Here is a 16,079-nt window from a genome sequence, read left to right as displayed (position 1 = left end):
TGGACCCGGCCCCGGAGCGGTGTTCCGGAGGCTCGGACCGTGACCCGCCGGTCGGACGGGGCGGGGTCCCGCCGGGGCCCGGGGCGTGTTACCAAGAGCCATGCCCGCACTCACCTCTCCCGCCCGCGCCTCCTACGACGCCGTGATCGTCGGCGGCGGTCACAACGGACTCGTCGCCGCCGCCTATCTCGCCGGGGCCGGGCGCTCCGTTCTCGTACTGGAGCGTCTTGGACACACCGGCGGGGCCGCCGTCTCCACCCGGCCCTTCGCCGGGGTCGACGCACGTCTCTCCCGCTACTCGTACCTCGTGTCGCTGCTGCCCCGGAAGATCGTGGACGAGCTCGGGCTGCGGTTCGCCGTACGGAAGCGGACCGTCTCCTCGTACACACCCGTCGAGCGCGGCGGGCGGCCGACCGGACTGCTCGTGGGCGGCGGCACCGGCCGTACGAGGGAGTCGTTCGCCGGGCTGACCGGAGGCGACGCCGAGTACGCGGCCTGGCAGGACTTCTACGCCTCGACCCTCCGCGTCGCCGGGCGTGTCTTCCCGACCCTCACCGAACCGCTGCCCGCGCGCGCCGAGTTGCGTGCCCGGATCGGAGACGAGGCCGCCTGGCGCATGCTCTTCGAGGAACCGATCGGTGTCGCGATCGAGGACCGGTTCGCCGACGACCTCGTACGCGGTGTCGTCCTCACCGACGCGCTGATCGGCACCTTCGCCGACGCCCACGACCCGTCCCTCGTGCAGAACCGCTGCTTCCTCTACCACGTCGTCGGCGGCGGCACCGGTGACTGGGACGTGCCGGTCGGCGGTATGGGCGCGCTCACCGACGCCCTCGCCGCCGCCGCACGCGCGGCCGGCGCGGAGATCGTCACCGGCCACGAGGCGACCGGCGTCGAGACGGACGGCAGCCACGCCGAGGTCGCCTTCCGTACGGAGGCGGGCGACACCGGAAGCGTCGCGGCCCGCCACGTCCTGGTGAACGCGTCCCCGCAGGCGCTCGCCACCCTCCTCGGCGACGCGCCGCCCGCCCGGCCCGCCGAAGGCGCCCAACTGAAGGTGAACATGCTGCTGCGCCGGCTCCCGCGGCTGCGCGACCGGAGCGTCGACCCGCGCGAGGCGTTCGCCGGGACGTTCCATATCGCCGAGGGCTACCGGCAGTTGGCGACGGCGTACGAGGAGGCGGCCGGCGGCCGGCTGCCGTCGGCGCCGCCCTCCGAGATCTACTGCCACTCGCTCACCGACCCGTCGATCCTGGCCCCCGAGCTGGCCGAGCAGGGCTACCAGACCCTCACCCTCTTTGGACTGCACACACCCGCGCGGCTGTTCGCCGACGCCAACGACACTGTCCGCGACGACCTGCTCAAGGCGACCCTGGAGCAGCTCGACGCCCATCTGGCCGAGCCGATCGCCGACTGCCTGGCCGTGGACGCGGAGGGGCGGCCCTGTATCGAGGCGAAGACACCCGTCGACCTCGAACGTGAACTGCGCCTGCCCGGCGGCCACATCTTCCACCGCGATCTCGCGTTCCCCTACGCCACCGCCGACACGGGCCGGTGGGGCGTGGAGACCGCACACGCGAACGTGCTGCTGTGCGGGGCGGGCGCCGTGCGGGGCGGCGGTGTCAGCGGCGTGCCCGGACACAACGCCGCCATGGCCGTGCTGGAGTCGGGCCGGGCCCCGTCCGGCGGTGCGTAGGGCCCTTGGGCCGTACGGCTGACGTCCTGTTTGTCTCCTTTGGGCCCTGGGTACACGGAGTCGGCGCGTCAGCGGCGCCAGCGAGGAGGCGGAGCATGAGCCAGAGCGGGGGCCCGGCCATCGGGACGGTCACCACGAAAGTCCCGGCGCGACTCGACCGGCTGCCCTGGTCGCGATGGCACTGGATGATCGTGATCGGCCTCGGCACCGTATGGATCCTGGACGGGCTCGAAGTCACCCTCGTCGGCAGCATCGCGAGCCGTCTCTCCGAGGACGGCAGCGGCCTGCCGGTCACCGACGCGGAGGTCACCGGTCTCGCCGCGGCCCTCTATGTGGCCGGTGCCTGCTCGGGGGCGCTCTTCTTCGGCTGGCTCACCGACCGCTTCGGCCGCAAGAAGCTCCTCATCGTCACGCTCTCGGTCTATCTGATCGCGACCGCGCTGACCGCGCTCTCCTTCAACGTGTGGTGGTTCGCCGCCTTCCGCTTCCTCACCGGATTCGGCATCGGCGGCGAGTACGCGGCCATCAACTCCGCCGTCGTCGAGCTCATCCCCAGCAAGTACCGGGGCCGCGTCGACCTCATCATCAACGGCGGCTTCTGGCTCGGTGCCATGGCCGGGGCCCTGCTCTCCGTCCTCGCGCTGAACACGAGCGTCTTCCCCAAGGACGTCGGCTGGCGGCTGACCTTCGCGCTAGGAGTCGTCCTCGGGCTGGTCATCCTGCTGGTCCGCCGGCATGTCCCGGAGAGCCCGCGGTGGATGTTCATCCATGGACACGACGAGAGGGCCGAGGAGATCGTCTCCGGCGCGGAGCGCGAGATCGAACGGGAGACCGGGAAGGAACTGCCGGAGCCCCGCGGGTCCCTCACCGTCGAACAGCGCAGGAGCATCGGCTTCGTCGAGATCGCGAAGACGCTCTTCCGGGTCTACCCCAAGCGCGCGACGCTCGGCTTCTCGCTCTTCGTCGGCCAGGCGTTCCTCTACAACGCCATCACCTTCGGCTTCGGCACCATCCTGGTGAACTTCTTCGGTGTGTCCAGCGGCTCGACCGGTTACTACTTCGCCGCCATCGCACTGGGCAACTTCCTCGGACCCCTGCTGCTCGGGCGGCTGTTCGATACGGTGGGCCGCAGGCCGATGATCGCGGGGACGTACATCGTCTCGGGGCTGCTGCTCTTTCTCACCGCCTGGTTCTTCAACGAGGGCTGGCTCAACGCGGCCACCATGACGGTCTGTTGGGCCGTGGTGCTCTTCTTCGCGTCCGCGGGGGCCAGCTCCGCCTATCTGACCGTCAGCGAGATCTTCCCCATGGAGACACGCGCCATGGCGATCGCGTTCTTCTACGCCATCGGTACGGCGGCGGGCGGAATCTCCGGGCCGCTGCTGTTCGCGAGCCTCACCGAAAGCGGGGTCGTCGGCGACGCCGTCATCGCCTTCTGCGTCGGCGCCTCGCTGATGGTCGCCGCCGGTGTGGTCGCCGTGTTCTTCGCCGTCGCCGCCGAGGGCAGATCGCTGGAGGAGGTCGCCAGGCCGCTGTCGGCGCGCGAGTGACCCGCCAACCTGGCGCGACGTACTACCCGGGGCTACCCGGAGACGTTCTTCATCTCGATCGAGGCGATGCGGCCGACGTTGTCGAACAGGACATGGGCCGTGGCACCGCCGGGCAGATCGGCGCTCACCCGGTCCGCCTCCTGACGCTGCGTCAGCCCGTGATGGCCGAAGTACCCGCTCACCACGGTACGGGCCGAACTCCCCGCGAGCAGGTTCGCGCCCGTCAGCAGGACCCGCGGCAGCGTGATGCCGTCGGGCACGGCACGCGGCACCCGCGGGTCGTCGGGCACCATGTACAGACGGCCCTCGGGGGAGGCCTGGACGCCCAGGTAACCGGCCGCGCCGAGCGCGCCCATCGCCCCGAACGCGAGGGTCTCCACCGCGAACCCGGGGTCATCGAACGCCGACAGGTCGACCAGGTCGGTGGTGAATTCGCGGATGCCGTGGGCCTCACCCAGCCGCCGTATCTCGTTCGCCGCGCCGACGACGGGCGACTGACCGAAGCCGGGGTTCGCCCAACCCCACAGCCAGGACTCCTCCGAAATGTCGAAACTGCCCAGCACCGAGATACGCAGATCGCGGCCCGCCTGGCGGTAGAGACGCTGGTCGAGATCGGCGGTCCACGGGCCGGCCGGCATGAACTCGGTGAAGGCTTCGAGCTGTTGGGCACCCCAGGCGGCGTGCCGCTCGGTCAGCCGGAGGAACGGGTCGCTGAAGCTGGTGGTCGCGTTCATCCGGAAACCCTAGTGCGTGGCCCCTGGACCCTCGTACGAGGGGCGCGTCGCGCCTCAGTCCGCGGACACGCTCCAGCCGGCCAACTCGACCCGCGCCGCGTCCCCGTGCCGCGAGCCGTCGAACACCGTTCGGCCGCCGTCCTCGACCCGGAGCCCGTCCACATACGCCCCCCGGCCGACGTACGCACCGCCGGTCGCGTACCGCCAGCGCAGCCGCACGTCGCGCCCCCGCCAGGCGGCGAGGTCGGCGTGGAGCCGGTGCCACACGCGCCCCGACCAGCCCGAGACCGAGCCCGTGGGACGCGGGGTGCCCGCCCCCGCACCCGGCCGCGTCGTCGTGAACGGCACGGGCACCCACTCCGCGCCCGCGGAGCCGTCGGCCGCCTCCAGGACCAGGACGCCGCTCTCCGGCTCCGTGTCCCACCACAGCGAGCAGCGCACCCGCCCCCGCCCGGTGGCGAGGCGCATCGCGGGCAGAGTGAGCGTGGCGGTGGCGCCTGCGGCCATGCCCGAGAACCACGCGGTCCGGCCCTCTTCGGGGGCGACGGGAACTGCGCGCGCCAGATGATCGGCGGCGGCGACCCTCGGCGCGCTTCCCGACCGCCAACTGCGCACCGGATGCACGGAGTTGCCGAGCACGACAAGGAAGGAGTCGGTCGTCGGATCGAGCACGAGACTGGTCCCGGTGAAGCCGGTGTGCCCCGCCGTACGCGGCGTGGCCATGGCCCCCATGTACCAGTGCTGGTAGAGCTCGAAGCCCAGACCGTGCGCGTCACCGGGGAAGCCCGTGTTGAAGTCGGTGAACATCAGCTCCACCGACGCCGGACGCAGGATCCTCGCCCGGCCGTACGCGCCGCCGCTCAGGAGCGTACGGCCCAGGACCGCCAGGTCCCAAGCGCACGAGAAGACCCCGGCGTGACCGGCGACCCCGCCGAATCCGTACGCGTTCTCGTCGTGCACCTCGCCCCACACGAGACCGCGGTCGAGCCCCGACCACGGCTGCCGCATGTCCTCCGTGGCCGCGATCTTCGGCCGCCAGGACGCGGGAGGGTTGAAGCGGGTGCGGTGCAGGCCCAGGGGCGCGGTGATCTCCTCGCGCAGCAGGACGTCCAGCGCGCGGCCGGTGACCTTCTCCAGGACGAGCTGAAGGGAGATCAGATTGAGGTCCGAGTACCGGTAGACACCGCCCGGCGGGCTCGTGGGCGCCTCGTCCCACAGCAGTTGGAGCTTTCCCTCGCGCGTCGGCTCCTTGTAGAGGGGCAGCCAGGAGACGAAACCCGAGGTGTGCGTGAGCAGTTGACGGACCGTGATGTCCTCTTTGCCCGCGCGGCCGAAGTCGGGAAGGTACGACGCGACGCGCTCCTCCAGGGCCAGCGTCCCGCGCTCGATCTGCTGCACGGCGAGGATCGAGGTGAAGAGCTTGGAGACGGACGCCAGGTCGAAGACGGTGTCATCGGCCATCGCGATCTGCTCGCCGGCCGGCAACTCGACGCCGGTGTCGGTCGCCTCGTCGTACGCCGAGTAGCGCACCGCCTTGCCGATGGGCCGGTGCAGGGCGACGGTGCCGCCGCGCCCGGCGAGCAGGACGGCGCCCGCGTACCAGGGGTGCGCGGGCGAAGGCGCCAGGAACCGCTCGGCATCGGCCACCAGCCGCTCCAGCGGCCCCGGCAGCAGCCCGGCGCGCTCGGGGGAGCCCCGCCGCAGCGTCGGGGACGGCCGCCCGGAGCCCGAGCCCGCGGGGCCGGGCGCCCCCGCGCCCGCTCCTATGGCGGTGGCCGCGTCGGCGAACGGTACCGGCGCCAGGGCCAGCGCGCCTCCGAGCGCCAGCATGCCCCCGCCGAGCCTCCGCCGGCTGATCCCGTCACCCGCCGCCGCGTCCGCGCTCATCCGGCACCCCTCTGACGCTCCGTCCGAAACTGTCCGCCGCCCGAGGTTACTGCCCTGGTGCGGTACGGGCGACGACGGTGCGGCTCACCGCGCGGGTGCCCGGGACCTCTGGCAGCGTGAGGCGTATGACGACGCGCTACGGGATCCGTTCTCTGTGGTCCCGCTGGACCGTGGTCGCACCGCTGCTCGCCCTGGTCGCGCTCGTACTCGGCTGGGGACGCGATCTGCCCGGCTACGCGGTCGCCCTGGTGGCCCTGCTCCTCGGGGGCGCCGTACTCGCCGCCGTCCACCACGCCGAGGTCGTCGCGGCGCGGGTCGGCGAGCCGTTCGGCTCACTCGTGCTCGCCGTCGCCGTCACCGTCATCGAAGTGGCGCTCATCGTCACCCTGATGGTCGACGGCGGCGCCAAGAGCGCGACCCTCGCCAGGGACACCGTCTTCGCCGCCGTGATGATCACCTGCAACGGCATCCTGGGCCTCTCCCTCATCGTCGCCGCCATCCGCACCCGGGTCGCCGTCTTCAACGCCGAGGGCTCGGGCGGCGCGCTGGCCATGGTCGCCACACTCGCCACACTCAGCCTCGTGTTTCCGACCTTCACGACGAGCAAACCGGGGCCCGAGTTCTCCACGGCGCAGCTCACGTTCGCCGCCATCGCCTCCCTCGGGCTCTACTTCCTCTTCGTCGCCATGCAGACGGTCCGTCACCGCGACTACTTCCTGCCCGTCACCCAGGAGGGCGAGATCAAGGAGGTGGATGATCACGCGCCGGTGCCGACGCGGCGGGCGACGACACTGAGCCTGGTGCTTCTCCTCGTGGCGCTGATCGCCGTCGTCGGCGACGCGAAAGCGGTGTCGCCCACCATCGAGTCGGGTGTGGAGGCGGCCGGGATGCCGCACGCCGTGGTGGGTGTGATCATCGCCCTGCTCGTCCTGGCCCCCGAGACCCTGGCCGCCGTCCGGGCCGCGCGCCGCGAGCGGGTGCAGACCAGCTTCAACCTGGCGCTCGGCTCGGCCATGGCCAGCATCGGCCTGACGATCCCGGCCATCGCGCTCGCCACCATCTGGCTGGAAGGACCGCTGGTCCTCGGCCTGAACGCCACCCATATGGTGCTGCTCGCGCTCACCGTGGTCGTGGGCGCGCTCACCGTCGTGCCGGGGCGGGCGACGCTGCTTCAAGGCGGTGTCCACATGGCGGTGTTCGCGGCGTTCGTCTTCCTCGCGGTGAGCCCGTAGGGCCTGTCGTCCGGCTCGGGCCCGGACCCGCGCTCACCGGTCAACTTTCGTACCCGCGCGGACAGTTGCCGGGGCCGCCGGTTGACCACCCCTAATGCGGGGCGGCAGTAGGGGTGTACTCAGCAACACCCCGGATCTGGGTCGTACGCCCAATGTGCCGCCGTCTGATTCTGCGTAACTTCTCATGTCGTGGCACAGAGAGTGTCCGACCGGAGGGGCGAGGCACGGCGCTGGTGCTCCGCCCCTCCGACCCGCGGCCGATCTCACTCCACGGCACGGCGCCGACACGCGCCGAGCCCTTTCCCCATGTCCTGATCCCCCCCCAGACCGGGAGTACGTCTCGTGGCCACGTTCCTCTACAAACTCGGACGGTTGGCGTTCCGGCGCCGGATCTACGTCGCCCTCGTATGGGTGGCGCTGCTGGCCCTCTCCGGCGTGGGCGCCGCGTCCGCCGCCTCCGCGGGATCCAGCTTCTCCATTCCCGGGACGGAGGCCCAGAAGGCCTTCGACCTGATCGATGAGCGCTTCCCCGGCAGCAGCGTCGACGGAGCGGTCGCCCGGGTCGTCTTCAAGGCGCCGGACGGCCAGACGATGGCCTCCCCCGAGAACAAGGCCACGGTCGAGGAGGTCGTCAAGGCGCTGCCGGCCGGTTCGGACCAGGTCGGGACGGTCACCGACCCGTACAAGGCCAACGCCATCTCGCAGGACGGTTCGACGGCCTATGTCGCGGTCTCGTACAAGGTCACCACGCTGGAGCTGACCGACGACACCCGCACCTCGCTGGAGGACATCGGGGCCGACGCGAGGAAGAGCGGACTGACGGTCGAGATCGGCGGTGACGCGCTCCAGGCCATCCCGGCCGCCGGAGCCACCGAGGTCATCGGTGTCGCCATCGCAGCCGTCGTACTCGTCATCACCTTCGGTTCGCTCATCGCGGCGGGGCTGCCGCTGGTCACCGCGCTCATCGGCGTCGGGATCAGTGTCTCCGTCATCGCCTCGCTGGCGGGCGCGATGGACTTCGACTCCACCACCAGCGTTCTCGCGATGATGATCGGTCTGGCCGTCGGCATCGACTACGCCCTGTTCATCGTCTCCCGCTACCGGTCGGAGCTGGCGGACGGGCACGAACCCCAGGAAGCCGCCGGACGGGCGGCCGGCACGGCGGGATCCGCCGTGTTCTTCGCGGGTCTCACCGTCGTCATCGCTCTTGTCGGGCTCGCCGTCGTCAACATCCCGATGCTCACCAAGATGGGCCTCGCGGCGGCCGGCACGGTCGTCGTCGCCGTACTCGTCGCGCTCACTCTCGTCCCGGCCGTGCTGGGCTTCGCGGGCAAGCGGGTGCTGGGCAAGAAGGCGCGCAGGAAGCAGGAGCGCGAGCGGGCCGCGACCACCCCCGGCAAGCCCAACATGGGCACCCGCTGGGCCCGTTTCGTCCTGCGCCGTCCCGCCGTCGTGGTCCTCGTGGGAGTCGTCGGCCTCGGTGTCGCCGCCGTCCCTGCGGCCCAGCTGGAGATGGGTCTGCCCGACAACGGCTCGCAGCCGACCAGCACCACGCAGCGCAAGGCGTACGACATCCTCTCCGACTCCTTCGGGCCCGGCTTCAACGGCCCGCTGGTGGTCGTCGTCGACGTCAAGGGCGACGACGACGCCGAGCGGGCGGTCGGCCAGGTCTCCGACGCGGTGAAGGGCGTCAAGGACGTCGTCGCCGTCACCCCCGCCACCTTCAACGAGGCCGGCGACACGGCGATGATCACCGCGGTCCCGAAGGACCGTCCCTCGTCCGTGGACACCGAGAACCTGGTCCACGCGGTCCGCGACGCGGGCGGTGAGGTCGCCTCCGAGACCGGGGTGAAGGTCCTGGTCACCGGCGCCACCGCGCTGAACACCGACTTCTCGCAGAAGATGAACGACGCGCTGCTGCCCTACCTGGCGGTCGTCGTGGGTCTGGCGTTCCTCCTGCTGATGCTGATCTTCCGGTCGATCCTCGTACCGCTCAAGGCCGCCCTCGGCTTCCTCCTGTCGGTCGTCGCCGCGCTCGGCGCCGTGGTCGCGGTCTTCCAGTGGGGCTGGCTCTCGGACTTCTTCGGTATCGAGCAGACCGGCCCGGTCATGTCGATGGTGCCGATCTTCATGGTGGGTACGGTCTTCGGTCTCGCGATGGACTACGAGGTCTTCCTCGTCACGCGGATGCGTGAGGCGTACGTCCACGGGGAGCAGCCGCGCGAGGCAGTCGAGACGGGCTTCCGGCACGGGGCGCGTGTCGTCACCGCCGCCGCGATCATCATGATGGCGGTCTTCGCGGGCTTCGCGGGCTCGGGCGAGTCCATGATCAAGCTGATCGGCTTCTCGCTGGCCGTCGCGGTCTTCTTCGACGCCTTCGTGGTCCGGATGGCCATCGTGCCCGCGGTGCTCGCGCTGCTCGGCACCAAGGCCTGGTGGCTGCCGCGCTGGCTCGACCGGCTGCTGCCGAACGTCGACGTGGAGGGCGACCAGCTCCGCAAGACGCTCGACCAGCGGGCGAGCACGGGTCCGGACTCCGACCCGGACTGGAACAAGCCGATGGCGCGTGTCTGACGTGTGGTGACCTCGATCGCCGGACGGGCCTGATGGGTCCGTCCGGCGATCGGGCGATTCAGGACGGGTGTACGGCCGCCGGGCCGCGCACCCGTCCGGTCACGTTCACGGCGTCCTGAGGTCCACGATCCGCCGGATCTTGCCCACCGAACGCTCCAGCGTCTCCGGATCCACCACCTCGACCGCCACCGAGACCCCGATCCCGTCCTTCACCGCCGTCTCGATCGCCCGCGCGGCGGCCGTACGCTGCTCAGGCGTCGCCCCCGTCCGCGCCTCGGCCCGCACGGTCATGGCGTCCAGCCGGCCCTCGCGGGTGAGCCGCAGCTGGAAGTGCGGGGCGACCCCCGCCGTACGCAGCACGATCTCCTCGATCTGGGTCGGGAACAGATTCACCCCGCGCAGGATCACCATGTCGTCGGTGCGCCCGGTCACCTTCTCCATCCGCCGGAACACCCGGGCCGTGCCCGGCAGCAGCCGCGTCAGATCGCGCGTGCGGTAGCGGATCACCGGCATCGCCTCCTTGGTGAGGGAGGTGAAGACCAGCTCGCCCTCCTCACCGTCGGGCAGCACCTCACCGGTGAACGGGTCGACGACCTCCGGATAGAAGTGGTCCTCCCAGATGTGCAGCCCGTCCTTCGTCTCGACGCACTCCTGCGCCACGCCGGGGCCGATGACCTCGGAGAGGCCGTATATGTCCACCGCGTCGATCGCGAACCGCTCCTCGATCTCCCGCCGCATCGCCTCGGTCCACGGCTCGGCGCCGAAGATGCCGACCTTCAGGGAGGTCGCCCGGGGATCGACACCCTGGCGCTCGAACTCGTCCAGCAGCGTGAGCATGTACGAGGGCGTCACCATGATGATCTCGGGCCGGAAGTCGGTGATCAGCTGGACCTGCCGCGCGGTCATACCGCCGGACGCGGGGATGACGGTGCAGCCGAGCCGCTCGGCGCCGTAGTGCGCGCCCAGACCGCCGGTGAACAGGCCGTATCCGTACGCCACATGGACCTTGTGACCGGGCCGGCCGCCGGCCGCCCGGATCGAGCGGGCCACGACGTCCGCCCAGGTGTCCAGATCGCCCTGTGTGTAGCCGACGACGGTCGGGCGGCCGGTGGTGCCGCTGGACGCGTGAACGCGCCGGACGTCCGCCTGGTCGACGGCGAACATCCCGAAGGGATAGTTGTCCCGCAGATCCGACTTGGCGGTGAAGGGGAAGCGGGCGAGGTCCGCGAGCGAGCGGCAGTCGTCCGGCCGCAGCCCGGCGGCGTCGAACGAATCGCGGTAGAAGGTCACGTTCTCGTAGGCGTGCCGCAGCGTCGCCCGCAACCGGGTGAGCTGCAACGCTTCGAGCTCGTCCCGGCCGAGCCGCTCCCCGGCGTCCAGCTGAACCGTCATGGCTGACTCCCCGAACTCTTCCCCACCGACAGATGGACCGCTCGACCGATCATTCGGTTGATCTTCTTCCCGCCCAGTAATCCAGCCCTCCCGACCCCCGTCAAGGCTCGGGGCGGCTCCCGCGCCCTGACCCGAAACCTGCCCGGCGGCCCGGTCGCATACCAACCAACCACCTCTCCAAGGGGGTTGGGGACCGCCGGTGCAATGGCCTGTCCGGGACCGGGAACGATCGATAGGCTGGCCCCGGACGACGAACCGGGAGGAGCGGGACGTGGCTGAGAGCACCACCACCCAGCAGCCGTTGGCGGGCTGGGACAAGCCGGAGCTGGATCTGAGCAACGCCGACTGGCGTTCGAGCAGCCAGGGCACCGGAGACGTCCAGATCGCCTTCGTGGAAGGCTTCATCGCCATGCGGAACGGCGGTAAACCGGAGAATCCCTCACTGATCTTTAGCCCCGCGGAGTGGCGGGCCTTCGTAATCAACGCCCGCGAAGGGGAGTTCGACCTCACCTGACCGCGCCCCGCCTCCCGTCCCGGCGAGCTCCAGGGTCCCGCGTCGCCGGGGTCCCGCGGAGACGTACCATTGCCGCATGTCCTTCCTCCGCCGCCGCAGCTCCGCCACACCCGCGGGCCCGGACTTCGACGTCCTGGCCATGGACCCGGGTGACTGGCCCGGAAATCTGGGCGCCGGTCTGCTGCCCGCCCCCGACGGGAGCTGTCAGGGGGTCTTCCTGCGGTACGACCTGTTCGGCGGACGCGGCCCGGCGATGATCATCGGCAATCTGCCCGAGGGTTCGCCGGCCCGTGAGCTGGAGGACGGGCAGATCCCCTTCGAGGTCGCGCAACTGCTGATCGCCCTGGAGAACGAGGAGCACGTCGACGTCGTCAGTACGGAGGACGTGCCGGTGATGCAGGGCGACAACCTGCTGATCGTGCGCCGGCTCAAGCTCTCCGAAAGCCGTATCGCCTGCGTGCAGTTCGACCGCAGCGACAACGTGCTCGTCACCATCGCGAGCTGGGACCGGCCGATCACCGATGACCTCTACGCGCTGCTGAAGCCGCTGCCGGCGGAGCTCTTCCAGCAGGGCTGAGCAGGGCGGGGCCGACAGCCGTCCCGACACCCCGCACACGGCGCTCTCTCGGCGCGCCTCACCCCATCACCTCGCGGCCGGAGAAATGCCTGCCGCGAGGTTTTGTCATGTGCCTTGCCAATTCAGTCATCGGACTTTTAACGTCTGCCGCATGACTCAGGGCATCACCCGCAGAACCACGATGAAGTCCGCACTCGGCGTAACCAGTGCTCTCGCGCTGGGTGTTCCTGCTCTGGCCGGTAGAGCGGCAGCAGCCGACCCCTCCGATGAATTGACGCTCTGGTACGCGAAGCCCGCCGCCGACTGGGAGCGCGAAAGCCTGCCCATCGGCAGCGGCGCACTCGGCGCCGGCATCTACGGAACGCTCGTCTCCGAGCGACTTGTCCTCAACGAGAAGACGCTCTGGACCGGCGGCCCCGGCGCCCCGGACTACGACCACGGCAACTGGACCAGCCCGCGGCCCGGTGTGCTGCGCGCGGTTCAGGACCGGATCGACGCCGAAGGGTCCATGACCCCGGAGGCCGTCGCGGCCGAACTGGGCCAGCCCAAGCACAACTTCGGCTCCTACAACGTCTTCGGCGATCTGCTGATCGACGTCCCCGGAGCGCCCGGGGCCCCCGACTCCTCCTACCGGCGTGCCCTGGACATCGGCACGGCCCTCGCCTCGGTCTCGTACGCCCACCAAGGCGCCACGTACACACGGGAGTTCTTCGCCTCCCACCCCGGCAAGGTCATCGCAGGCAGGTTCGCCGCCGACCAGCCGGGCATGATCGGCTTCACCCTCCGCTACACCTCCCCCCGCAAGGACTTCACGGCCACGGCGAGCGGCGACCGCCTCACGATCCGGGGCAAGCTCCAGAACAACGGGCTGCTCTTCGAGGGCCAGATCCGCGTACGTACGGAAGGAGGCACCGTCACCGCCGGGAACGGCACCCTCACCGTCAGCGGCGCCGACAGCGCGTGGTTCGTCCTCGCGGCCGGTACCGACTATGCCGACACCTACCCCGACTACCGCACCGACGACCCGCACGGCGCGGTCACCGACGCCGTCGACCGGGCGGCCGGCCGGTCCTACGACGACCTGCGCACCGAGCATGTCGAGGACTACCAGGGGCTGTTCGACCGGGTGTCGCTCGACATCGGCCAGCAGCTGCCCGACCTGCCGACCGACCAGCTGCTCGCCCAGTACACCGGTGGCACCGGCACCGCCGACAAGGCGCTCGAAGCGCTGTACTTCCAGTACGGCCGCTATCTCCTCATCGCCTCGTCACGGGCCGGGTCGCTGCCCGCGAACCTCCAGGGCGTGTGGAACAACGTCACCAACCCGCCCTGGGACGCGGACTATCACGTCAACATCAACCTCCAGATGAACTACTGGCTCGCCGAGGTCACCAACCTCGCCGAGACCACCGTGCCGTACGACAAGTACGTCGACTCGATGCGCGAGCCGGGCCGCACCACCGCGCGGGAGATCTTCGAGACGGCCGGCTGGGTGGTGAACAACGAGACCAATCCGTACGGCTTCACGGGCCTGCACCAGTACCCGCAGTCGTTCTGGTTCCCCGAGGCCGGCGCCTGGCTCACCCAGCAGATGTACGACCACTACCGGTTCAACGCGTCGACGGACTATCTGCGCTCCACCGCCTTCCCGGTGATGAAGGAGACCGCCGAGTTCTGGCTCGGCTTCCTGCGGGCCGACCCGCGCGACGGCAAACTCGTCGTCAACCCCAGCTACTCGCCCGAGAACGGTGACTTCACGGCCGGTGCGGCGATGTCCCAGCAGATCGTGCACGACCTGCTCACCAACACGCTGGAGGCGTCGGAGACCTTGGGCGACGACCCCCGTTTCCGCCGACGGCTCCGGCTGGCGCTGCGCGACCTGGACCCCGGGCTGCGCATCGGGTCCTGGGGACAGCTCCAGGAGTGGAAGGAGGACCTGGACGACCCGGACAACGACCACCGGCATGTCTCGCACCTCTTCGGCCTGCACCCGGGCCGGCAGATCGAGGTCGGCACCGAGTGGGCCGACGCCGCCAAGGTCTCGCTCACCGCGCGTGGTGACGGCGGCACGGGCTGGAGCAAGGCCTGGAAGATCAACTTCTGGGCGCGGCTGCGCGACGGCGACCACGCGCACAAGATGCTCACCGAGCAGCTGAAGAGCTCGACCCTGCCGAACCTCTGGGACACCCACCCGCCGTTCCAGATCGACGGCAACTTCGGCGCCTCCTCCGGTGTCGCCGAGATGCTGCTCCAGAGCCAGCACGGCCCGATCGAGGCCCTGCCGGCCCTGCCGGCGTCCTGGCCCGACGGCTCGGTCACCGGGCTGCGGGCACGCGGCGGCGCCACGCTGGACATCACGTGGGCCGGGGGCAAGGCGAGCCGGATCGTGCTGACGGCGAGCCGTACCGGCAATCTGACCCTGCGCAGCACCCTGCTGCCCGGCGGCGAGAAGACGTTCCGCGCCACCGCCGGACAGGTGTACGAATTCACAGCGGGCCGCGGCCGGCACTGACGGGCGCGGCACGAGGGGGAGGAAGGACATCCCCTGGGGGCTTCGTCCGGCAGCGGCGGCAGCCGGGCGGAGCCCCGCCGAGAATTGAGCGCTCCGCGCCCCTGCGGATGGCGCCCGGATCCCGCAAGATGGAAACAGGTCCGGGGTACTCCATACCGGCCGTTCGCCGGTGCGGACCTCCGCCGAGCGAAGGGGCAGCATGGACAGTAACGATCTGACGCCCGAGGTCCTGCGCAGGCTGCGGAAGCCGCGGACCTACCCGGCGGTGTCCTTGACGATCCCCACCCATCGGCGCGATCCGCGGAACGACGGCGACCCGGTGCGGCTGCGCAACGTCCTCGCCGACGCCGTGCACCGCATGGAGGCCGACCCGGACATCTCGAAGGCGGCCTGCCTCGCCGTGAAGTCTCAGCTCGACCAGGCGGGGGCCGAGGTCGACCTGCGCCACAAGCGCGACGGACTGCTGATCCTCGCCGACGCCGACGAACACCAAGTCTGGTACCTGCCCCGCGAGACGCCCGAGTCGGTCGTCATCAGCGACACCTATCTCACCCGGAACCTGGTCGCCGCCACCGCCCAGAGGCACCGCTACTGGGTGCTGAGCGTGGCCGCGGACCGCGCGACCCTGTGGAGCGGCGACGGCGAGTCCCTGCACGAGCACCGTGCCGACGGCTTCCCCATGACCGCGCCCGAGGAGACGTGGGACGTCGAGCGCGAGGAACGGATCGGCGACACGCCGAGCACCTTCACCGACGAGGAGACCCGTAAGTTCCTGCGGTCCGTCGACGACGCCCTCACGGCCGTGCTCGCCACGCGACCGGGCCCGTTCCATCTGGTCGGTGTCGCCCCCGCGCTCGCCCTGCTGGAGGACGCGGGCTCCACCGCCAGGTCGGCGGCCGGCCGGCTGGCCAAGGGCGGCCTCACCGACGGCCCCGCCCCCGTGCTGTGGAAGGCGATCCAGCCCGTCGTCAGGCAGTACGCGCGCAGCGAGGAGACCGAGGTCCTGGCCAAGCTCGGCGACGCCAGGGGCAGGCGCACCTTCGCCGCGGGCCTTGACGAGGTGTGGGAGGCGGTACGCGGGCGGCGGGCCGGTCTGGTGGCGGTGGAGGAGCACTTCCAGCGCTCAGCCAGGGTCGGCGACGGACATCTGATCCCGGTCGACGGGGAGGACGAGGCCGCCCTCGGCCGTGAGGTGCAGGACGACATCGTGGACGAGCTGGTCGAGTCGGCCCTGGACGGCGGCGCGCAGGTCGTGTTCCTCGACGACGACGTGCTCGCGGGGCACGGCCGGATCGCGGCGATGCTGCGCTACTGACGGGGCGCCGTCCGTACGAGAACAAGCCGGGGGCGCCCGCCCCCCCCCCGGCCGGGGGGGGCCGGCGGCCGCCCAGGGGCCCGGCGGGGGGCCAGG

The 16,079-nt window shown here is 70.9% G+C and carries 11 protein-coding genes; 8 read left to right on the top strand and 3 right to left on the bottom strand.

The features are described from left to right. Positions 1–100: 100 nt before the first annotated feature. Together ACFWV8_RS26580 and ACFWV8_RS26575 are read left to right on the top strand one after the other, a co-directional pair. Complete coding sequence (locus tag ACFWV8_RS26580) at positions 101–1,696, top strand: phytoene desaturase family protein (RefSeq protein ID WP_384208570.1); 1,596 nt, start codon at positions 101–103, stop codon at positions 1,694–1,696. A gap of 95 nt (positions 1,697–1,791) precedes the next feature. Further along, positions 1,792–3,246, top strand: a complete 1,455-nt coding sequence (locus ACFWV8_RS26575; RefSeq protein ID WP_384208567.1) for an MFS transporter — start codon at positions 1,792–1,794, stop codon at positions 3,244–3,246. 32 nt (positions 3,247–3,278) lie between these two features. Here ACFWV8_RS26575 and ACFWV8_RS26570 read toward each other — a convergent pair whose 3' ends face one another. Next, positions 3,279–3,980, bottom strand: coding sequence for a DUF6882 domain-containing protein (locus tag ACFWV8_RS26570; RefSeq protein WP_384208564.1), 702 nt, complete (start codon positions 3,978–3,980; stop codon positions 3,279–3,281). A gap of 54 nt (positions 3,981–4,034) precedes the next feature. Then, the gene (locus tag ACFWV8_RS26565; protein WP_384208561.1) at positions 4,035–5,867 is read right to left on the bottom strand and encodes a serine hydrolase; all 1,833 of its coding nucleotides are present in this window, start codon (positions 5,865–5,867) and stop codon (positions 4,035–4,037) included. Positions 5,868–5,992: 125 nt separating this feature from the next. Between ACFWV8_RS26565 and ACFWV8_RS26560 the strand changes: the two genes are divergently transcribed. Then, positions 5,993–7,099 (top strand): calcium:proton antiporter, encoded by a 1,107-nt coding sequence (locus tag ACFWV8_RS26560; RefSeq protein ID WP_384208558.1) that lies wholly within the window; start codon positions 5,993–5,995, stop codon positions 7,097–7,099. Positions 7,100–7,441: 342 nt separating this feature from the next. Further along, complete coding sequence (locus tag ACFWV8_RS26555; RefSeq protein ID WP_384208555.1) at positions 7,442–9,673, top strand: MMPL family transporter; 2,232 nt, start codon at positions 7,442–7,444, stop codon at positions 9,671–9,673. A gap of 105 nt (positions 9,674–9,778) precedes the next feature. Here the strand turns inward: ACFWV8_RS26555 and paaK are convergent, their stop codons facing one another. After that, positions 9,779–11,065 (bottom strand): phenylacetate--CoA ligase PaaK, encoded by a 1,287-nt coding sequence (gene paaK / locus ACFWV8_RS26550; protein ID WP_384208552.1) that lies wholly within the window; start codon positions 11,063–11,065, stop codon positions 9,779–9,781. A gap of 271 nt (positions 11,066–11,336) precedes the next feature. Here paaK and ACFWV8_RS26545 point away from each other — a divergent pair, with 271 nt between their 5' ends. From ACFWV8_RS26545 to ACFWV8_RS26530, 4 genes are all read left to right on the top strand, one after another. After that, positions 11,337–11,579 (top strand): DUF397 domain-containing protein, encoded by a 243-nt coding sequence (locus ACFWV8_RS26545; protein WP_384208549.1) that lies wholly within the window; start codon positions 11,337–11,339, stop codon positions 11,577–11,579. Positions 11,580–11,655: 76 nt separating this feature from the next. After that, positions 11,656–12,156: a hypothetical protein gene (locus ACFWV8_RS26540; RefSeq protein WP_329391634.1), complete on the top strand. Its 501-nt coding sequence runs from the start codon at positions 11,656–11,658 to the stop codon at positions 12,154–12,156. Positions 12,157–12,337: 181 nt separating this feature from the next. Then, the gene (locus ACFWV8_RS26535) at positions 12,338–14,668 is read left to right on the top strand and encodes a glycoside hydrolase N-terminal domain-containing protein (protein ID WP_384208686.1); all 2,331 of its coding nucleotides are present in this window, start codon (positions 12,338–12,340) and stop codon (positions 14,666–14,668) included. Between the two features lie 199 nt (positions 14,669–14,867). After that, a complete protein-coding gene (locus ACFWV8_RS26530) occupies positions 14,868–15,983 on the top strand; it encodes a chemotaxis protein (protein WP_384208544.1) in 1,116 nt (371 codons plus the stop codon). Positions 15,984–16,079 lie beyond the last annotated feature (96 nt).

The organism is Streptomyces sp. NPDC058665 (assembly GCF_042714995.1).
In the GTDB taxonomy this organism is placed as follows: domain Bacteria; phylum Actinomycetota; class Actinomycetes; order Streptomycetales; family Streptomycetaceae; genus Streptomyces.
This window is presented reverse-complemented; position numbering and strand designations above follow the sequence as displayed.